This is a genomic window from Pseudomonas sp. Mn2068 (genome assembly GCF_049319725.1).
In the GTDB taxonomy this organism is placed as follows: Bacteria; Pseudomonadota; Gammaproteobacteria; order Pseudomonadales; family Pseudomonadaceae; genus Aquipseudomonas; species Aquipseudomonas gingeri.
In genome coordinates this window covers 1-18,486 of sequence record NZ_JBMOUG010000003.1, presented here as the reverse complement: position 1 = coordinate 18,486, position 18,486 = coordinate 1, and the positions used below count along the sequence as shown (strand labels likewise).

19 protein-coding genes are annotated in these 18,486 nt (G+C 63.4%); 13 read left to right on the top strand and 6 right to left on the bottom strand.

Translation table 11 applies throughout. The features are described from left to right. Positions 1-176: 176 nt before the first annotated feature. Complete coding sequence (locus ACL9RJ_RS08105) at positions 177-518, top strand: hypothetical protein (protein ID WP_017127676.1); 342 nt, start codon at positions 177-179, stop codon at positions 516-518. Here the strand turns inward: ACL9RJ_RS08105 and ACL9RJ_RS08100 are convergent. The 3 genes from ACL9RJ_RS08100 to ACL9RJ_RS08090 form a co-directional block, all read right to left on the bottom strand. Then, complete coding sequence (locus tag ACL9RJ_RS08100) at positions 488-1,732, bottom strand: aminotransferase class V-fold PLP-dependent enzyme (protein WP_212810646.1); 1,245 nt, start codon at positions 1,730-1,732, stop codon at positions 488-490. The genes ACL9RJ_RS08105 and ACL9RJ_RS08100 overlap by 31 nt on opposite strands. Beyond that, the gene (locus tag ACL9RJ_RS08095; RefSeq protein ID WP_177119365.1) at positions 1,729-2,199 is read right to left on the bottom strand and encodes a RidA family protein; all 471 of its coding nucleotides are present in this window, start codon (positions 2,197-2,199) and stop codon (positions 1,729-1,731) included. Before ACL9RJ_RS08095 ends, ACL9RJ_RS08100 begins: the two co-directional genes overlap by 4 nt. 88 nt (positions 2,200-2,287) lie before the next feature. Continuing rightward, the gene (locus tag ACL9RJ_RS08090) at positions 2,288-3,166 is read right to left on the bottom strand and encodes a LysR substrate-binding domain-containing protein (protein ID WP_177119366.1); all 879 of its coding nucleotides are present in this window, start codon (positions 3,164-3,166) and stop codon (positions 2,288-2,290) included. 188 nt (positions 3,167-3,354) lie between these two features. Here ACL9RJ_RS08090 and ACL9RJ_RS08085 point away from each other — a divergent pair, with 188 nt between their 5' ends. Both ACL9RJ_RS08085 and ccoM read left to right on the top strand, forming a co-directional pair. Next, positions 3,355-3,516 carry a hypothetical protein gene (locus ACL9RJ_RS08085; RefSeq protein ID WP_085983799.1) on the top strand — a complete coding sequence of 54 codons (162 nt, stop codon included), beginning with the start codon at positions 3,355-3,357 and terminating at the stop codon, positions 3,514-3,516. A gap of 144 nt (positions 3,517-3,660) precedes the next feature. Beyond that, a complete protein-coding gene (gene ccoM, locus ACL9RJ_RS08080) occupies positions 3,661-3,777 on the top strand; it encodes a cytochrome c oxidase subunit CcoM (protein WP_017127681.1) in 117 nt (38 codons plus the stop codon). Positions 3,778-3,916: 139 nt separating this feature from the next. Here the strand turns inward: ccoM and ACL9RJ_RS08075 are convergent, their stop codons facing one another. Both ACL9RJ_RS08075 and ACL9RJ_RS08070 read right to left on the bottom strand, forming a co-directional pair. Continuing rightward, positions 3,917-5,392 carry an inorganic phosphate transporter gene (locus ACL9RJ_RS08075; RefSeq protein ID WP_017127682.1) on the bottom strand — a complete coding sequence of 492 codons (1,476 nt, stop codon included), beginning with the start codon at positions 5,390-5,392 and terminating at the stop codon, positions 3,917-3,919. A 388-nt stretch (positions 5,393-5,780) separates the two neighbouring features. Continuing rightward, a complete protein-coding gene (locus tag ACL9RJ_RS08070; protein ID WP_083875411.1) occupies positions 5,781-5,981 on the bottom strand; it encodes a hypothetical protein in 201 nt (66 codons plus the stop codon). A 758-nt stretch (positions 5,982-6,739) separates the two neighbouring features. Between ACL9RJ_RS08070 and pcaR the strand changes: the two genes are divergently transcribed. The 10 genes from pcaR to ACL9RJ_RS08020 all read left to right on the top strand — a co-directional run bounded on the left by pcaR (position 6,740) and on the right by ACL9RJ_RS08020 (position 17,664). Beyond that, a complete protein-coding gene (gene pcaR / locus ACL9RJ_RS08065) occupies positions 6,740-7,582 on the top strand; it encodes a pca regulon transcriptional regulator PcaR (protein ID WP_017127684.1) in 843 nt (280 codons plus the stop codon). Between the two features lie 383 nt (positions 7,583-7,965). Next, positions 7,966-9,312, top strand: a complete 1,347-nt coding sequence (locus ACL9RJ_RS08060; protein ID WP_017127685.1) for an MFS transporter — start codon at positions 7,966-7,968, stop codon at positions 9,310-9,312. A 181-nt stretch (positions 9,313-9,493) separates the two neighbouring features. Next, a complete protein-coding gene (locus ACL9RJ_RS08055; protein ID WP_178989644.1) occupies positions 9,494-10,351 on the top strand; it encodes a CoA transferase subunit A in 858 nt (285 codons plus the stop codon). Then, a complete protein-coding gene (locus tag ACL9RJ_RS08050) occupies positions 10,348-11,130 on the top strand; it encodes a CoA-transferase subunit beta (protein WP_177085879.1) in 783 nt (260 codons plus the stop codon). The genes ACL9RJ_RS08055 and ACL9RJ_RS08050 overlap by 4 nt, the downstream gene beginning before the upstream one ends. Next, positions 11,127-12,332: a 3-oxoadipyl-CoA thiolase gene (gene pcaF, locus ACL9RJ_RS08045; protein ID WP_177106631.1), complete on the top strand. Its 1,206-nt coding sequence runs from the start codon at positions 11,127-11,129 to the stop codon at positions 12,330-12,332. Before ACL9RJ_RS08050 ends, pcaF begins: the two co-directional genes overlap by 4 nt. A 179-nt stretch (positions 12,333-12,511) precedes the next feature. Next, positions 12,512-13,807: an MFS family transporter gene (locus ACL9RJ_RS08040; RefSeq protein WP_017127689.1), complete on the top strand. Its 1,296-nt coding sequence runs from the start codon at positions 12,512-12,514 to the stop codon at positions 13,805-13,807. A gap of 46 nt (positions 13,808-13,853) precedes the next feature. Next, positions 13,854-15,212, top strand: coding sequence for a 3-carboxy-cis,cis-muconate cycloisomerase (locus tag ACL9RJ_RS08035; RefSeq protein ID WP_422765125.1), 1,359 nt, complete (start codon positions 13,854-13,856; stop codon positions 15,210-15,212). A gap of 26 nt (positions 15,213-15,238) precedes the next feature. Continuing rightward, positions 15,239-16,033: a 3-oxoadipate enol-lactonase gene (gene pcaD, locus ACL9RJ_RS08030; protein WP_042936235.1), complete on the top strand. Its 795-nt coding sequence runs from the start codon at positions 15,239-15,241 to the stop codon at positions 16,031-16,033. A gap of 37 nt (positions 16,034-16,070) precedes the next feature. After that, entirely contained in the window at positions 16,071-16,463 is a 393-nt protein-coding gene (gene pcaC, locus ACL9RJ_RS08025; RefSeq protein WP_017127692.1) for a 4-carboxymuconolactone decarboxylase, read from the top strand. Between the two features lie 301 nt (positions 16,464-16,764). Continuing rightward, a complete protein-coding gene (locus ACL9RJ_RS08020) occupies positions 16,765-17,664 on the top strand; it encodes a polysaccharide deacetylase family protein (RefSeq protein ID WP_017127693.1) in 900 nt (299 codons plus the stop codon). 65 nt (positions 17,665-17,729) lie between these two features. On the opposite strand, the gene ACL9RJ_RS08015 is transcribed toward ACL9RJ_RS08020, so the two are convergent. Further along, on the bottom strand, positions 17,730-18,486 hold a 757-nt coding region (locus ACL9RJ_RS08015; RefSeq protein ID WP_422765124.1), incomplete at its 5' end, for an OprD family outer membrane porin.

Sequence of the window (18,486 nt, the reverse complement as noted above, 5' to 3'; positions counted from 1 at the left end):
ATTGAAAGGACGGGACTCCTGTCGAGAAACTATGCGGAACAAGACTAACGGTAGCCCACGATGACGTTCGTCGGGACGTATTGCACCCTTGAGCGATAACCGGGTCACACTTTCGCGACTGACGGCTCAAGTCGCGGATCCCACAGCCGACAGCCTGCCGACAGGAGAGAAAAATCATGCTGCCACCGCTGCTACCCCTGAGCGTCCTGCCGGTGACCTCCCAGCAGGACCCGATCCGGCCACGACCGGATATCCCGCCCGTGGTGCCGGTTCAGGAAAGCTCCAACGAAAGTACCATCGACCTGCAGAAACGCGACCCCGAAGAGGCCGCGTGGCTGCTGCGTGAAGAACAGCGGCGCCAGCAGGAACAGCAGCAGCGTCGGCGCGAGGCCGACGATGATCCCGAACGCCACCTGGCGGTGCCGGGCGACGAGTTGAACGCCGATAACACCGTGCCGGTGGTGGCGCTGATGGATGAACAGCCGCGTCAGGGCCTGCTGGTCGACGTCGAGGTCTGAGGCCCTTCACTGGCCAACTGACCCAGGGCCTGCAACAGCAGGTCGATTTCCTCCCGGGTGGTGAGATGACTCACGGCAATCCGGGCAATGGCCGGCAGATCGCGGGCCTGCATGTCCAGGGGCGTATAGGCCGTGCCGTTGGCGCCCAGGTTGATCGCCCGTTCGGCCAGTTTCTCCTTCAGGGCAAACACATCCCAACCCTTCAAGGTAAAGGCAATCAGCCCGGATTGCTGCCCGGACAGGCCGAGGTCATGCAGCTCAAGGCCCGGAATTTCACGCAGATCGTGGCGCAGCCGGTCGCTTGATGCCTGGATCCGGCGACGGATGCGTTCGATGCCGAGCTGATTCACTTCTTTCAAGGCGTTGGCCAGGCCGGCCATCAGCACCAGCGAGCGTTCGCTGGTCTCGAAGCGCCGGGCATCGTCGCGCAGGGTGAAGGCCTTGCCGTCCCAAGGCGCCGACAGCACGTCTAGCTGGCGCGGCGCCAATTGTTCGAGAAAACCCCGACGCACATACATCAGCGCCGTGCCGCGCGGGCCACGGAGGAATTTGCGCGCGGCGCCCTTGAGCACGTCGCAGCCCAATGCCTGGACGTCGCAGGGCAACTGTCCGAGAGCCTGGCCGGCATCGATGAAATAGGCAATGCCATGACGCCGCGCCACCTCGCCGATGGCGGCGGCCGGGTTGATCAGGCCACCGTTGGCCGGCAGCCAGGTCAGGGCGATCAGGCGTACGCGGGCGTCGATCAGTTGTTCCAGGGACGACACCGACACCGCTCCGGTTTCGTCGCAGGGGATCACTTCAAGACTGGCTCCGGCCTTGACTGCCTCGGCCATGCAGGCCAGGTTGCCGGCCCACTCATGGCGTCCGACGAGAATCCGTTCGCCGGCGCGCCAGGGCCCCAGCGCCGCGAAGGCCATGCTCCAGGCCGCGGAACCACTGCTGGCGAACGCGATGCTGTCAGTGTCGGCGTTGAGCAGTTGCGCCGCAGCCTGTCGGGCCTGCTCTTCCAGGCGCGCGCCATGGACCCCGGCCTCCATCGGGCCGAGGCTCGCTTCGAGCTGCAACTGCCCGGTCATGGCGTCCAGCGTGGCCTGGCTCGGCAGCGACGCCCCGGCGTGGTTGAAATGGATCACCCGCGCGCAGCCCGGTGTGGCGGCGCGCAGACGGGTGATTTCTGCGTCGGACAGCTCGGTTGAGGTGTCGTTGTTCATGGCCGCAGCTCGAAAATCGCATCGATCTCCACGGCCACGCCGCTGGGCAGGCTGGCGACACCGACGGCCGTGCGGGCGTGGCGGCCTTTTTCCCCCAATGCATTGACCAGCAGGTTGGAGGCACCGTTGGCGACCGCGCCCTGGCGCTGGAAGTCGGGGGCGGCGGCCACGAATACGCCGAGACGGACGATGCGCACCAGTTTCGACAGATCGTCATCGATGGCCTGGCCCAATTGCGCCAGCAGGCCAAGGGCCGCCAGTTCCGCGGCCCTGGCGCCTTCTTCCTCGCCGAGGGTATCGCCCAGTCGGCCGATATAGGCGGGTTTGCCTTCCTGCAACGGAATCTGCCCGGAGATGAACAACTGGTTGTTGCTGATCACGTGGTTCACGTAGTTGGCGATGGGCTGGCTGGGCACCGGCAGGCTCAGGCCCAGTTGGTTGACACGGTCGAACAGGGAATCGTTCATGCTGAAACCTCCTGGAAGAAGATGCCAGCATGCTCGGCGCGCCATGGGGCGACAAACGGATAGATTCAATCGGACGTATCTGATTGGCTCATGTGTCCGCCCGGGCGCATTGTTCCGTCAGCCAGGCGCAGAAGCACTCGGCGTCCGGGGAAAGGGCGGCATTGGGCTTGATCAACCAGTATCCGATCTCGCTTTCAAAGGTCGGCGTGTCGAAGGCCGGAACCAGAGAACCGTCCCTGAGCCTGCGCCCGATCAGGCGTTGGCGACCCATGGCGATGCCCTGGCCGGCCACCGCGGCTTCGACGACGATGTTGTAGTCATGGAGCATGACCGTGGGGTAGTGCTGCAAGTCGATATGCTGGTGCCGCGACCAGTCGATCCACTCGAAGGGTTGTCGGGCCTGGGCCATCAGCAGTGGGCCGCGTTCGATCGAGCGGGCCTTGAAGGCCGGGCTGCAGACCGGAGTCAGGCGCTCGGTCATCAGGCGCTGGGCATCGACGTTGCTCCAGCCGCCCTTGCCATAACGAATCGCCAGGTCAACCTGGGCGCCGGCGACATCGGCCAGTTGGATGGACGGCTCCAGTTCCACCTGGATATGCGGGTGGCGGCCGATGAAGTCAGCCAGGCGCGGTGCGAGCCAGAGGGTGGCGAAGGAGGCGAGCAGGCCGATTCGCAGTACCCGGCCCGGCGTGGCGGAGCGCAGTCGCCGCGTGGCCTCGGCGATCTGCTCCAGCGCCGGGCGGATCTGCCGGTAGTAGCGCTGGCCGGCCTCGCTGAGGTCGATGGCGCGGGTGCGACGGATGAACAGGCGCTGGTCGAGGTACTGCTCCAGTTTCTGGATCTGATGGCTGACCGCACTCTGGCTGACGGACAGTTCCTCGGCCGCCTTGATAAAGCTCAGGTGACGGGCCACCGATTCAAAGGCGCGCAGGGCCATCAGCGGTGGGAGGTCCTTGTGCAATGTCACGTCAACGATCCTTGGCAGCCATTCGGATGGGGCGATTCTGCGGGGAAATCGCCGTTGCTGACACACTTTAATGGCAAGCGGGCGGCTTCACGACTGGTCAGCGCGGGCGCTTGCCCGCATTATTGAGTCATTGCGCGGGTCGAAGTGGATGACTTCGGCCGAATTCGACGGATAGCGATGTAGTGATCATGAGCCAAGACGACAAGCTGATCGACCTGAATACCGAGCGGGCCAAACGTGTCCACGACCTCAACGAGAAGCGCCTGAATGAAGTCCGCCAGGCGTTCGAGCAGGCGATGCCCCTGGGCAAGGCCAGGAAAAAATCGAAGAACAAGCCGAAAAAGCGCTGATATCGGCGCTGAAACTTGATGCACGTCAGTTAATGTCCTTTCCCCGCGCCCGGTTCCGGGCGGCATTGATCCCGGTCAATTTTCCTCCGTGCCCGTTTGGGTAACTTAGCCCCATCGCAACAGGGCAAGCGCAGGAGGCCAGTCATGTTTTTCGATAACGTGGTAATCGCCGGAGTGCTGACAGTGGGCCTCATGGTGATGTTCTTCGCAGGATTCGGTTTTTTTATCTGGAAAGACTCACATAAGCGGAAAAAACCCTAGGTCTTTCCAGGGAGCGAGCACGCAAGGCATTTTGGGCGACTTCGGTCGCCCTTTTTTTTGCCTGTCGTTTGCCTTTTGACCGGGCAAAAAAAAGGTGCGATCCGCAGATCACACCTTTTTCTGTGTCACTGGAAACGACTCAGCTGCCGAGCATCTTCGACGCGATCCAGAACAACCCGGCGGACAGCGCCACGGTGGCTGGCAGGGTCAGTACCCAGGCCAGCAGGATGGTCTTGATCGTGCTGCTCTGCAGGCCGCTCTTGTTCGCCAGCATGGTGCCCGCGACACCCGACGACAACACATGAGTGGTCGAGACCGGCAGGGCAAAGATGTTCGCCAGGCCGATCATGCAGGCGGTGGTGATCTGTGCCGACATGCCCTGGGCATAGGTCATGCCCTGCTTGCCGATCTTCTCGCCGATGGTCAGTACCACCCGCTTCCAGCCAACCATGGTGCCCAGGCCGAGGGCCAGTGCCACTGCCAGAATCACCCAGAACGGTGCGTATTCGGTGGTGGTGGTCAGGTCCTTGCGCAGTTTCTCCAGGTCCGCTTTCTCGCGGGCATCCAGGCCCGGCAACTTGCCGACTTTCTTCGCGGTGTCATCCAGGCAGAGCAGGTAGCGACGTACTTCGATGCGCTTTTCCGGCGACAGCGAATGGTAGTCGGTCACACCCTTGAGGTTGTTCAGCAGGGCGGCGATGGTCGGCTCGGTCTGCTGCGGGTTGCAGCGGAACTTGCCCGGCAGGTCGTCCTGAACGCTTTTGCCCAGGGCCAGGAACTCGCTCAGGGTCGCGTTGTTGCGCTGGTAGAACTGGCTCAGGTGCAGGGTCGCGTCACGGGTCCGCTCGATCTGGTAGGTGGTGGTGCTCAGGTCGAGGACGAATTGCGCCGGGACGATACCGATCAGCACGAGCATGATCAGGCCGATACCTTTCTGGCCATCGTTGGAGCCGTGCACGAAGCTGACGGCCATGGCGGAAATCACCAGTACCAGGCGGTTCCAGAACGGCGGGTGCTTCTTGTCGTCGATCTTGCGTCGCTGGTCCGGAGTCTTGTGCATCTTCGACAGCGGACGCCACCACTTCAGGCCCACCAGCACCAGGCCGGCGACCAGCATGCCGGCCAGCGGCGAGAACACCAGCGAGGCACCGATATCGATCGCCTTCTGCCAGTTGACCCCGTCACCCAGCGGAATATCGTTGAGCAATGCGTTGGCCAGGCCGACACCGAGGATCGAACCGATCAGGGTGTGGGAGCTCGACGCCGGGATACCGAAGTACCAGGTACCCAGGTTCCAGGTGATGGCCGCGGCCAGCAGCGAGAACACCATGGCCAGGCCATGGCCGGTATTGACGTTGATCAGCAACTCCACCGGCAGCAGATGCACGATGGCATAGGCGACGCCGACCCCGCCGAGCAATACGCCGAAGAAGTTGAATACACCGGAAAAGAACACCGCGAGATGCGGCGGCATGGCTTTGGTGTAGATCACTGTGGCCACCGCGTTAGCGGTGTCATGAAAGCCGTTGATGAACTCGAAGCTGAGGACAAAGGCCAGGGCGAGCAACAGGCTCACAAGAACCCAAGCATCCAGTCCGCTGAATAAATCGATCATGAAGGTTTTCTGACCCGGTCATAAGGGGGCGCGATTATGCCAGAAAAGCCTGCTAATCGATGCACTAGCTGCTCACCGGTAACATTCTTCAATGAAAAAAAATGTAGGAAACCGTTAAACCTCAGGTTTTCCGGGCGTTTGCCAAGCATCTGATTTCATTGGAAATGCCCAATGAACACACGGTTTCAGCGCGGGAATGAAAGGCCGAAACGGATGTGCGAAATTTCTGTGTGAGGGCCTGCCGGGCGTCATTCAACCCGATGGGATGTTCGGGGGCCTGGGCTCGGCGCGGGTAGCGCAAGCCGTTGACGTCCAGAAGCCTGAGGGAATCCGGATAGGAGAGACCGGCTGCCAGGGGCAAGCCTCACAAGGTTCGAGACCGCCGTGCCTAAGGCTCTTCGGCCTTGAGTTCCTTTTCCATTTTTTGCAATTCCTGGGTAAATGCCTGGTCCAGGAGGCTGGCTCGTTTGCGCCAGGGTTTGCGTTCTGGTTCGGGTTGCGCGGCGTAGGTGGTAATTTCCCCGCCGTAAACATCCTTGTAACGTTGCTCCTGGCGCTCAAGTTCCGCGCGCAGTTCGTCTTTCGTCACAGTGTTACCTAATTTGAGTTGATAAGGTTTTCCGGCGATACGTAATACGGGAGTTCCATGAAGTCCGGTGGCGTATCGGAACGGTTTTATAGTCGTTGGCCCTGGACGACGTGTCGGCGAAACAGCGGCGCCATGCACCAGGGCGGCGTCGACAGGGAAAGTGCCGTCATGGCAAGCGTTTCCCGGTTCGACAAAACGCGGCCATCCACGTTGAACATTGGTCTGGGCTTGAGAGCCAGGCTCTCGGAACCGCGACAGAACCAGACGGTTCGAATGTCGTATGGGGAGTATAGCGGCCGGTTTGAATAATACTATCGCGAAGCGGGGCTGGCCCGTCAACTTTGTGTGTGGGTTTTGTTGCGTAGGAGTTATGAACTGCAACTTGAGGACTTGGCTGGACACTGCCTGTTTTTTGGCGGCAAATTAACACTGCAAGTTCCGCGCGGGCAGTGTTAATTGAAAAGGGAAGAGCGCTTCTATATTGACGGCAACCTCATGTATCGGCGGTTTGCCGGAAGTCGGGAAAACGGCCTCACTTCGTGGGTAAGGCCGTGCCGGTGGATTTTCCGGTGGGTACCTGACCAGTATCCCGGAAAACCACCTGATGGCAGGGCAACGTTATAAGCTTCGGACCCTGGGGGTCAATTGCGATTATCGGGCCAGCGTTCGATAATCGCCCAATGTCGAGCCTGGCCGGCTTGTCTATCGGGCTGATGTCGGCCTGTAATAGCCGCTGACCGCGTGAACAAGGACCTGGAATGAACGACCCACTGCGCACTGCCTTCAACTCCGTGGCGCCGCCTATCGTTGCCTCGCCCGCCAAGCGGATCCAGGCCTTTACCGGCGACCCGGACTTCATGACTTCGCTGGCCCGGGGCCTGGCGGTGGTGCAGGCGTTCCAGGAGCGCAAGCGGCACCTGACCATCGCGCAGATCAGCCATCGCACGGAAATTCCCCGGGCGGCCGTGCGCCGTTGCCTGCACACGCTGATCAAGCTCGGCTATGCCACCACCGACGGACGCACCTACTCGCTGCTGCCCAAGGTCCTGACCCTGGGTCACGCCTACCTGTCCTCGACCCCGCTGGCGGTGTCGGCCCAGCCTTATCTGGACCGCATGAGCGAGCAGCTCCACGAGGCCTGCAACATGGCCACCCTCGAGGGCGACGACATCCTCTATATCGCCCGTTCGGCGACGACCCAGCGATTGATCTCGGTCGATCTTTCCGTCGGCGGGCGGCTGCCGGCCTATTGCACTTCCATGGGCCGGATCCTGCTGGCCGCGCTGGACGATGCATCGTTGCAGGAATACCTCGACCATGCCGACCTGCAGGCCAAGACCAGCCGCACCCTGCATACGCCCGAAGCCTTGCTCGAATGCCTGCAGCAGGTACGCCAGCAAGGCTGGTGCATCGTCGACCAGGAGCTGGAACAGGGCCTGCGCTCCATCGCCGTGCCGGTCTATGACGCCTCGGGCCAGGTGCTCGCGGCACTGAACGTCAGTACCCATGCCGGGCGCGTCAGCCGCAGCGAACTGGAGCAGCGCTTCCTGCCGAGCATGCTCGGCGCCAGCCGCGACCTCAGCGCCCAGCTGTTTGCCTGAACGTCCCGGCTGTCGCGGCAAAGCCGTTCGATAACCGCCCAGAGTTGCGTTTATCGAATTGCGCCGTTTTACGCCGCTCATTAATGTCGCGGCAGCGTCCTGAGTCGACGAGCCCGCAGGCCTCGACCCGGTGACCGCCCGATAATAATGACGAGGCCAAGCCGCCATGAGCACTCCCTTCGATAGCCCTCTGGGCAAGAACTCTCTTCGCAAGAACCCTCTCCGTAAGAACCCTCTCCGTAAGAACACTTTCCGTAAGAACACTCGCGCGCGGATGCCGTTTACGCTGAAACGGCTCGCCTGAGCGTTATTCGCTCTGTCCAACGTCCGCCGCCCCCTGGTCGGCACCTGTGCGTCTGCGCGTCTGTGTGGAAATAAAAATAATGAACCAGCCTCAATCCGCTGTCGGTCACTGCCTCGATGTGCAGTCCTTTATCAACGATCAACCGCTGTCGCGCTATCAGTGGCGGGTGGTGATCCTGTGTTTCCTGATCGTCTTCCTCGATGGCCTGGACACCGCTGCCATGGGCTTTATCGCTCCGGCGCTGTCCCAGGACTGGGGTATCGATCGCGCCAGCCTTGGCCCGGTGATGAGCGCGGCCCTGATCGGCATGGTCTTCGGCGCCCTCGGTTCCGGCCCGTTGGCCGACCGGTTCGGGCGCAAGGTGGTGCTGGTGGGGGCGGTCCTGTTGTTCGGCGCCTTCAGCCTGGCTTCGGCCTACAGCAGTAACGTCGACCAGTTGCTGGTCCTGCGTTTCCTCACCGGCCTCGGCCTGGGAGCCGGCATGCCGAACGCCACCACGCTGCTCTCCGAATACACCCCGGAGCGCCACAAGTCGCTGCTGGTGACCAGTATGTTCTGCGGCTTCAACCTGGGCATGGCCGGCGGTGGTTTTGTTTCGGCCAAGCTGATCCCGGCCTTCGGCTGGCACAGCCTGTTGCTGATCGGCGGGTTGCTGCCACTGATCCTGGCGGTGGTGCTGCTGCTCTGGCTGCCGGAGTCGGCGCGTTACCTGGTGGTACGCAACCGTGGCACGGACAAGGTGCGCAAGGCGCTGGCGCCGATTGCTCCCGAGCAGGTCGCCGGGGCGGCGAGCTTCAGCGTTCCGGAGCAGAAGACGGTCAAGGCGCGCAACGTCCTGGCGGTGATTTTTTCCGGCACCTACAGCGCCGGCACCCTGCTGTTATGGCTGACCTATTTCATGGGGCTGGTGATCGTCTACCTGCTGACCAGCTGGCTGCCGACGCTGATGCGTGACAGCGGTGCGAGCATGGAGCAGGCCGCCTTTATCGGGGCCTTGTTCCAGTTTGGCGGGGTGCTGAGTGCGGTGGGGGTCGGTTGGGCGATGGATCGGTTCAACCCGCACAAGGTGATCGGCACTTTCTACCTGCTGGCCGGGATCTTTGCCTACGCGGTTGGCCAGAGCCTGGGCCATATCGCCCTGCTGGGAACCCTGGTGCTGGCGGCGGGCATGTGCGTGAACGGCGCGCAGTCGGCGATGCCATCGCTGGCGGCACGCTTCTATCCGACCCAGGGACGGGCCACCGGAGTTTCCTGGATGCTGGGGATCGGTCGTTTCGGCGCGATCCTCGGCGCCTGGATGGGCGCCACGCTGCTGGGCATGGGCTGGAATTTCGAGCAGGTGCTGACCGTGCTGGTGGTGCCGGCGGCATTGGCGACGGCGGGGGTATTGATCAAGGGGCGGGTCAGCCACGCGGACGCGACCTGAGGATCGGCCTTGCCGTTGGCTGGCAAACGGTAGCCTACAAACAATCGGTTCGATAATCGAACACTTAGTCGATTATCGGATTGTTTGACCCCTGGCCTCGACTTAATCTGGTTTCACTCCGGCGCCGAACCTCGCGCCTTTTTCTTCCACGCTGGCTTGTTGAAACCGGGAGTCTGCATCCATGGCTGAAATCCTTTCGCTGCATGAAGCGGTGAAGCAATTCGTCAACGACGGTGACACCGTCGCCCTCGAAGGCTTCACCCATCTGATTCCGACTGCGGCGGGTCATGAAATCATTCGTCAGGGCAAGAAGGATCTGACGCTGGTGCGGATGACCCCCGATCTGATCTACGACCAGTTGATCGGTGCCGGTTGCGCTCGCAAGCTGATCTTCTCCTGGGGCGGCAACCCGGGTGTCGGTTCCCTGCACCGTCTGCGCGACGCGGTGGAGAAGCACTGGCCCCATGACCTGGAAATCGAAGAGCACAGCCATGCCGACCTGGCCAATGCCTACGTCGCCGGTGCCTCCGGCCTGCCGTTCGCGGTGTTGCGTGCCTACGCCGGTTCCGACCTGCCGAAGGTCAACCCGTTGATCAGGAGCGTGACCTGCCCGTTCACCGGCGAAGTGCTCGCCGCGGTGCCCTCGGTCCGTCCGGATGTGACGGTGATCCACGCGCAGAAGGCCGACCGCAAGGGCAATGTCCTGCTGTGGGGCATTCTCGGGGTACAGAAAGAGGCGGCCCTGGCTGCCAGGCGCTGCATCGTCACTGTCGAGGAAATCGTCGACGACCTTAACGCGCCGATGAATGCCTGTGTCCTGCCGACCTGGGCCTTGAGCGCGGTCTGTCATGTCCCCGGTGGTGCGCATCCGTCCTATGCCCATGGCTACACCGAGCGCGACAACCGCTTCTACCAGGCCTGGGATCCGATTGCCCGTGACCGGGAAACCTTTACCGCCTGGATCGCCGAATACATCCATGGCACGGCGGACTTCGCCGAGTTCCAGGCCAAGCTGGCCTGTGCGTCGGAGGCAAAATAATGACCTACACCACCAATGAAATGATGACCGTCGCCGCTGCCCGTCGCCTGAAGAACGGTTCGGTCTGCTTTGTCGGTATCGGCCTGCCTTCCAAGGCCGCCAACCTGGCACGCCTGACCTCTTCGCCGGATGTGGTGCTGATCTACGAGTCCGGCCCGATCGGTGCCAAGCCCAGCGTGTTGCCACTGTCCATCGGTGACGGCGAACTGGCGGAAACCGCCGACACCGTGGTGCCGACCGGCGAGATCTTCCGCTACTGGCTGCAAGGCGGGCGGATCGACGTCGGTTTCCTCGGCGCCGCCCAGGTCGACCGGTTCGGCAATATCAACACCACGGTGGTGGGCGACTATTTCTCGCCCAAGGTCCGCCTGCCCGGCGCCGGTGGCGCACCAGAGATCGCCGGTTCGGCGAAAAGCGTGCTGATCATCCTCAAGCAGTCGGCCCGTTCCTTTGTCGACAAGCTGGACTTCATCACCTCGGTCGGTCACGGCGAAGGCGGCGATTCGCGCAAGCGCCTCGGCCTGCCGGGCGCCGGTCCGGTGGGCATCATCACCGACCTGTGCATCATGGAACCGGAAGCGCAAAGCAATGAGTTCGTGGTCACGGCCCTGCATCCGGGGGTGACCCGCGAACAGGTGATCGCCGCCACGGGCTGGCCCGTGCGTTTCGCCGAGCAGGTGGACAGCACCGCGGCACCGAGCGCAACCGAACTGGCCGCCTTGCGTGACCTGGAAGCCCGCACCGCCGCGGCCCATGGCCAAGCCCCTGGAGAAGCCTGATGCGTGAAGTCTTTATCTGTGACGCCATTCGTACGCCCATCGGCCGTTTCGGTGGCGGCCTGGCCGGCGTGCGCGCCGATGACCTGGCAGCGGTGCCGATCAAGGCGCTGATGGAGCGCAACCCGTCGGTGAACTGGGACGAGGTCGATGAAGTGTTTCTCGGCTGTGCCAACCAGGCCGGCGAAGACAACCGCAACGTCGCGCGCATGGCGTTGCTGCTGGCGGGCCTGCCGGAGAGCATTCCCGGGGTGACCCTCAACCGCCTCTGCGCCTCCGGGATGGATGCCATCGGCACCGCGTTCCGGGCCATCGCCAGCGGCGAGATGGAACTGGCGATTGCCGGCGGCGTGGAGTCCATGTCCCGTGCGCCGTTCGTGATGGGCAAGGCCGACGCGGCGTTTTCCCGCAACATGAAGCTGGAGGACACCACCATCGGCTGGCGTTTCATCAACCCGTTGATGAAGGCCCAATACGGTGTCGACGCGATGCCGCAGACCGCCGACAACGTGGCGGATGACTATCAGGTCTCGCGCGCCGACCAGGATGCCTTTGCCCTGCGCAGCCAGCAGCGCACGGCGGCGGCCCAGGCCGCCGGTTTCTTCCGCGAGGAAATCGTGCCGGTGCGTATCGCCCATAAAAAGGGTGAAACCCTGGTCGAGCAGGACGAGCATCCCCGGGCCGACACCACCCTGGAAGCACTGGCACGGCTCAAGCCGGTCAACGGCGCGGACAAGACCGTCACCGCCGGCAATGCCTCCGGCGTCAACGATGGCGCCGCGGCACTGATCCTGGCGTCCGCCGAGGCGGTGAAGAAACACGGCCTGACGGCCCGGGCGCGGGTGCTCGGCATGGCCAGCGCCGGTGTCGCCCCGCGGGTCATGGGCATCGGTCCGGTGCCGGCGGTGCGCAAGTTGACTGAACGCCTGGGCCTGGCGGTCAGCGACTTCGACGTTATCGAGTTGAATGAAGCGTTCGCTAGCCAGGGCCTCGCGGTGCTGCGCGAGCTGGGTATCGCCGATGACGCGGCACAGGTCAATCCGAACGGCGGGGCGATTGCCCTGGGGCATCCCCTGGGCATGAGCGGCGCGCGCCTGGTTCTGACGGCGCTCCACCAACTGGAAAAGACCGGCGGCAGCAAGGGCCTGGCGACCATGTGCGTGGGCGTCGGTCAGGGGCTGGCGCTGGCGATTGAACGGATCTGACCAGGGTTCGGTCGCTGTAACCTGTGGGAACCGGCTTGCCGGCGATGAGGCCCTTGAGCCTTGCCCCATGTGCCATCGCCGGCCAGCCGGCTCCTGCAAGGGCGGCGATTGTTCTTGCGGAACAGGTCTGTTGCAAAGTATGTCTAGACTGCAACTACCCCTCCTACGAGTGAGAGAACATGACAACAACAACGACGCCGTACACCGGTGAGGAACGTAGCAAAAGGATCTTTGCCATCGTCGGTGCTTCTTCCGGCAATCTGGTCGAATGGTTCGACTTTTATGTCTATGCCTTCTGTGCCATCTATTTTGCCCCGGCTTTCTTCCCTTCCGATGACCCGACGGTGCAACTGCTCAACACCGCCGGTGTATTTGCCGCCGGCTTCCTGATGCGGCCCATCGGTGGCTGGTTGTTCGGTCGTGTGGCCGACAAGCACGGCCGCAAGAACTCGATGATGATCTCGGTGCTGATGATGTGCGCCGGCTCCCTGGTCATCGCCTTCCTGCCGACCTATGCCAGTATCGGAGCCTGGGCACCGGCGCTGCTGCTGGTGGCGCGGCTGTTCCAGGGGCTGTCGGTGGGCGGCGAGTACGGCACCACCGCGACCTACATGAGTGAAGTGGCGTTGCGCGGCCAGCGCGGCTTCTTTGCCTCGTTCCAGTACGTGACCCTGATCGGCGGCCAGTTGCTGGCGGTGCTGGTGGTGGTGATCCTGCAACAGTTCCTCACCGAGCCCGAGCTCAAGGCCTGGGGCTGGCGCGTACCGTTCGTGATCGGTGCCATTGCGGCGGTGATCTCGCTGCTGCTGCGTCGTGCGCTGAAGGAAACCACCAGCAAGGAAACCCGCCAGGACAAGGACGCCGGCAGCATCCGGGCGCTGTTCCGCGATCACAAGGCGGCGTTCATCACCGTGCTCGGCTACACCGCCGGCGGCTCGCTGATTTTCTACACCTTCACCACCTATATGCAGAAATACCTGGTGAACACCGCCGGGATGACCGCCAAGACCGCCAGCTACATCATGACCGGCGCGCTGTTCCTCTATATGTGCATGCAGCCGCTGTTCGGCATGCTCTCGGACAAGATCGGCCGGCGTAATTCGATGCTCTGGTTCGGCGCCCTGGGTGCCTTGTGCACGGTGCCGATCCTGCTGACCCTGAAGACCGTCACCAACCCGTTCCTGGCCTTCGTGCTGATTACCCTGGCCCTGGCGATCGTCAGCTTCTACACGTCCATCAGCGGCCTGGTCAAAGCCGAGATGTTCCCGGTGCAGGTACGTGCGCTGGGCGTGGGCCTGGCCTACGCGGTGGCCAATGCCCTGTTCGGCGGTTCGGCGGAATACGTGGCACTGAACCTCAAGTCGGTGGGGATGGAGAACGCCTTCTACTGGTATGTGACGGTGATGATGGTCGTCGCCTTCCTGTTCAGCCTGCGCCTGCCGAAGCAGGCGGCGTACCTGCACCACGATCACTGATCGGCCTGCGCGCCCGTTCCGGGCGCGCATTTACCAGGGATTTTTTATGCCGCGACCGAGCAATCAACTGTTCGATGCCTACTTTGTTGCCCGCGATATGGGCGAGGTGTTCTCCGATCAGGGGCGGGTCCAGGCGATGCTGGACTTCGAAGCGGCCCTGGCCCGTGCACAGGCGCGGGTCGGGCTGATTCCCCAGGCGGCGGTGGCGCCCATCGAGGCGGCCTGCCGTGCCGGGCTCTACGATTTTTCCGCCCTCGGCGAGGCGATCGCCACGGCCGGCAACTCGGCGATCCCGCTGGTCAAGGCGCTGGGCAAGCAGATCGCCGGCACCGATGCCGGGGCCGAACGTTATGTGCACCTGGGCGCCACCAGCCAGGATGTGATGGACAGCGGCCTGGTGCTGCAACTGCGCCGCGCCTGGCAACTGATTGACCGTGACCTGCAACGCCTGGGTGAAGTCCTGGTGTCCCAGGCCCGGCGCCATGCGGCCACGCCACTGGCCGGGCGGACCTGGCTGCAACAGGCGACCCCGGTCACCCTGGGCATGAAGATCGCCGGCTGGCTGGGGGCGGTCACCCGCCATCGACAGCGCCTGCGCGAGCTGCAACCGCGCTTGTTCAGCCTGCAGTTCGGCGGGGCCTCGGGCACTCTCGCGGCCCTGGGCGACCAGGCGCTGGCGGTGGCCGAAGCACTGGCCGGCGAACTGCAACTCGGCCTGCCGGAGCAACCCTGGCACACCCATCGCGATCGCCTGGTGGAGTTCGGTGCCGTGCTCGGACTGATTGCCGGCAGCCTGGGCAAACTGGGACGTGACATCAGCCTGCTGATGCAGACCGAGGCGGCGGAAGTCTTCGAGCCGTCGGCGCCCGGCAAGGGTGGTTCCTCGACCATGCCGCACAAGCGCAATCCGGTGGGCGCCGCCGTGCTGATCGGCGCGGCGACCCGGGTGCCGGGGCTGCTCTCGACCCTGTTCAGTGCCATGCCCCAGGAGCACGAGCGCAGCCTCGGCCTCTGGCATGCCGAATGGGAGACCCTGCCGGAGATTTGCCGGTTGGTCTCCGGGGCGTTGCAGCAGGCACTGATTGTCAGTGAGGGGCTGGAAGTCGATCCGGCGCGGATGCTCGAGAACCTCGACCTGACCCAGGGGCTGCTGCTGGCGGAAGCCGTGAGTATTGTCCTGGCCCAGCGCCTGGGACGTGACACGGCCCACCACTTGCTGGAGCAATGCTGCAGGCGGGCGGTGGCTGAACGGCGCCACCTGCGCGTGGTGCTGGGCGACGAACCGCGAGTGACCGCCGAACTGTCCGCGGACGAACTGGATCACCTGCTCGACCCGGCCCACTATCTCGGCCAGGCACAGACCTGGGTCGAGCGTGCCGTGGCCGATCATCTGGCTTTTATCTGAAGGAGGCTGTCGTGGGAAAGAGCGTCGTGGGTTCTGTGCAACTGGCCGAAGGCCAACTGAATTACCAGCTCGATGGCCCGGAGGGCGCTCCGGTCCTGGTTTTGTCCAACTCCCTGGGCACCGACCTGGGCATGTGGGACACCCAGTTGCCGGCGTTCGCCGAGCACTTGCGGGTATTGCGTTATGACACCCGTGGCCATGGCCGCTCGCTGGTCACCGAAGGACCGTACAGCATCGAGCAACTGGGGCGGGATGTGCTGGCCCTGCTCGATGCCCTGCAGATCGAGCGCGCGCATTTCTGTGGCTTGTCCATGGGCGGGCTGATCGGCCAGTGGCTGGGGATTCATGCCGGCGAACGCCTGCACAAGCTGATCGTGTGCAACACGGCGGCCAGGATCGGTGATCCGGACATGTGGAACCCGCGTATCGAGACCGTGCTGCGGGACGGTGAGGCGGCCATGCGGGCCTTGCGCGACGGGGCGATCGCGCGCTGGTTCACGCCGGACTTTGCCGCCGCGTACCCGGAGCGGGTGACGCCGATTACCGACATGCTCGCCGCGACGTCGCCCCAGGGTTATGCGGCCAACTGCTGTGCGGTGCGCGACGCGGATTTCCGTGACCGGCTCAGCGCGATCCAGGTGCCTCTCCTGGTGATCTCGGGCAGCGAGGATGCGGTGACACCGCCGTCGGGTGGCGTATTTATCCAGCAGCATGTGCAGGGCGCCGAGTACGCCGAGTTCCATGCCGCCCACCTGTCGAATGTCCAGGCCGGCGATGACTTCAGCCGTCGGGTGCTGGATTTCCTGCTGGCCGGCGTTTAAAGAGCCTGTTTGAACAGCCTGTGTGAGGAGAGTGTTCGTGGATGAGAAACAACGTTACGCCGAAGGCCTGCAAGTGCGTCGCGCGGTATTGGGCGAGGCCCATGTCGAGCGCAGCCTGAACAACCTGACCGAGTTCAACTCGGAGTTCCAGGAAATGATCACCCGGCATGCCTGGGGCGATATCTGGACGCGGCCGGGGTTGCCCCGGCACACCCGCAGCCTGATCACCATTGCCATGCTGATCGGCATGAACCGCAGCGAAGAACTCAAGCTGCACCTGCGCGCGGCGGCCAACAATGGCGTGACCCGCGAGGAGATCAAGGAGGTGCTGATGCAGAGTGCGATCTACTGCGGAATCCCGGCGGCCAACGCGACGTTCCATCTGGCGGAGTCGGTCTGGGACGAACTCGGTGTCGAGTCCCGCGGATGATGATCGTTCCCGCGCTCTGCGTGGGAATGCCTCTTGGGACGCTCTGCGTCCGCTTCTGTGACGCGCAGCGCCACGGGTTGCATACCCGGAACGATCGGTGCGAAGTCAGCCGCGTACGGAACGCTTTGCCATCCTGATGCTCTGAGTAAGATGATGGCCCCCCTTTCAGGATGGAGCGGGGCAAGGAGCTTGTGCCATCTCGCCACAGAGATGCGTACTCAAGCTCCACTCCGTTCCTTGCAACGACGGCTTGAAGGCATCTTGGTTCTGTCATTGTTGCGTCCCGGACCAGACCCTCCCCATGAAGTCGGTTTTCACTTTTCTTTCCGTGCTCGCGCTTGTCGCAAGCCTGGGCGGCTGTATCGGCCCGCCGCTACCACTGACCCCGGGCACCGAGCAGGCCCTGCGCACGCAACCCCCGATCCGTTTCCTGCTGACCTTCGATGATGGGCCGAGCGCGTCCAGTTTCTGGAATCCCACGGCATCGGTGCTCGATGACCTGGCGCAGAACCCGATCCAACCGGGAATCAAGGCCGTGTTTTTCGTCCAGACCGGAGCGCCCAGGGCAGGTAACAGCGATATCGGACGGGCGCTGATGCGCCGTGAGCAGGCCGAGGGGCATATCCTGGGTTTCCACACGGCGGGAGCATGGCACACCAATCACCGCTCGCTGGATCCCCAGGCGCTGGAGCAATCACTCAGCGACGGCAGTGCCGTCATTGCCGGGATCAGCGGCGCGCCGCCGACCATCCTGCGCCCGCCATTCTGGAACTACGACAAACGCACCTTCGCCGCCTATCAGCGGCATGGCCTGCATGTGCTGTTGACCGACCTGAGTGCCAATGACGGCAAGGTCTGGGGGATTACTGCCAGCCCGCAGCGCCGGGCCAATCTGCTCAAGCACCTGGCCGAAGTGCGTGAGCAGATCGCCCGTGGCGAGATGCCGGTGGTCGATGGGGTGATCCCGGTGGTGGTGACCTTCCATGATCTCAATCGCTACACCGCCCGGCATATGCAGGAGTATCTGCAGATCCTCATGGACTGCGCGCGGGACACCGGTGTGCGGACCGCCGAACAGCCGTTCTACACGGACCGCGCGGCGTTGTTGCGGGCGGTGCTGGCGCGCACGGTGCAGGACAGTTCCGTGCCGGTGCATCTGCCCGGCCTCTGGAACTGGTGGTGGGACAGTGACTCCCACTAGACCCGTACGAAAACTGCCTGATCGCCGCTCGGCAAGTTTCGTGCGGAGCCTGGGCCGGCGCGTGCTTACAGCAATGAAATCGGATAGCTGACGATCAGGCGATTTTCGTCGAACTCGTTGCTGCTGAAGCTCTTGCGCAGGCTGGAGTTGCGCCAGCGCACGCTCAGGTCGCGCAAGGCCCCGCTCTGCACGGTATAGGCCAGCTCCGATTCGCGGCCCCATTCCTTGCCGTCGGTCACCGTGCCGATGTGCACGTTGTCGCCGCTGATATAGCGGTTCATCAGGGTCAGCCCGGGGATGCCCAGCGCGGCGAAGTTGTAGTCATGGCGCAACTGCCAGGATTTCTCCCGGGCGTTGTCGTAGCTGTTGTTGTAGCTGTCGTTGGCGAGGGTGCCGCCGCTGGTGCCGTTGACCCGCATCCAGGCACTGTCGCCAGTGAGTTTCTGCAGGCCGACGTAGAAGGTGTTGCCGCCATGGCGGGCGGAGAACATGCCCGACCAGGTCTTGTTCTCCAGGTCGCCGGCCAGGGCGCTGCCGTCCTCCTTGCCGTAGAAGAAGCCGAGGTTGGCGCCCAGGGTCCAGTCACCCAGCGGCTGGCTGTGGACCAGGTTGACGTACTGCTGGCGGTAGATGTCCTTGAGCTGGGCATTCCACAGTCCGACCATCGTGCGCTTGTCGTTGAAGCTGTATTCGCCGCCGGCAAAGTTGAAGCGGTCGGAGGTAAAGGCGGTTTTACCCTGCATGTACATATCGGTCATGCTCGAATCGTTGCGCGGGCTGTTCTTCTGGAACTGGCCGCCGTAGAGCGTCAGGCCGTCGATT

What these genes read in the sequence shown, in the direction of transcription:
- ACL9RJ_RS08105 (WP_017127676.1), top strand. Translation starts at nt 177, where the DNA reads ATGCTGCCACCGCTGCTACCCCTGAGCGTCCTGCCGGTGACCTCCCAG.
- ACL9RJ_RS08100 (WP_212810646.1), bottom strand. Translation starts at nt 1,732, where the DNA reads ATGAACAACGACACCTCAACCGAGCTGTCCGACGCAGAAATCACCCGT.
- ACL9RJ_RS08095 (WP_177119365.1), bottom strand. Translation starts at nt 2,199, where the DNA reads ATGAACGATTCCCTGTTCGACCGTGTCAACCAACTGGGCCTGAGCCTG.
- ACL9RJ_RS08085 (WP_085983799.1), top strand. Translation starts at nt 3,355, where the DNA reads ATGAGCCAAGACGACAAGCTGATCGACCTGAATACCGAGCGGGCCAAA.
- ccoM (WP_017127681.1), top strand. Translation starts at nt 3,661, where the DNA reads ATGTTTTTCGATAACGTGGTAATCGCCGGAGTGCTGACAGTGGGCCTC.
- ACL9RJ_RS08075 (WP_017127682.1), bottom strand. Translation starts at nt 5,392, where the DNA reads ATGATCGATTTATTCAGCGGACTGGATGCTTGGGTTCTTGTGAGCCTG.
- pcaR (WP_017127684.1), top strand. Translation starts at nt 6,740, where the DNA reads ATGAACGACCCACTGCGCACTGCCTTCAACTCCGTGGCGCCGCCTATC.
- ACL9RJ_RS08060 (WP_017127685.1), top strand. Translation starts at nt 7,966, where the DNA reads ATGAACCAGCCTCAATCCGCTGTCGGTCACTGCCTCGATGTGCAGTCC.
- ACL9RJ_RS08055 (WP_178989644.1), top strand. Translation starts at nt 9,494, where the DNA reads ATGGCTGAAATCCTTTCGCTGCATGAAGCGGTGAAGCAATTCGTCAAC.
- ACL9RJ_RS08040 (WP_017127689.1), top strand. Translation starts at nt 12,512, where the DNA reads ATGACAACAACAACGACGCCGTACACCGGTGAGGAACGTAGCAAAAGG.
- ACL9RJ_RS08035 (WP_422765125.1), top strand. Translation starts at nt 13,854, where the DNA reads ATGCCGCGACCGAGCAATCAACTGTTCGATGCCTACTTTGTTGCCCGC.
- ACL9RJ_RS08020 (WP_017127693.1), top strand. Translation starts at nt 16,765, where the DNA reads ATGAAGTCGGTTTTCACTTTTCTTTCCGTGCTCGCGCTTGTCGCAAGC.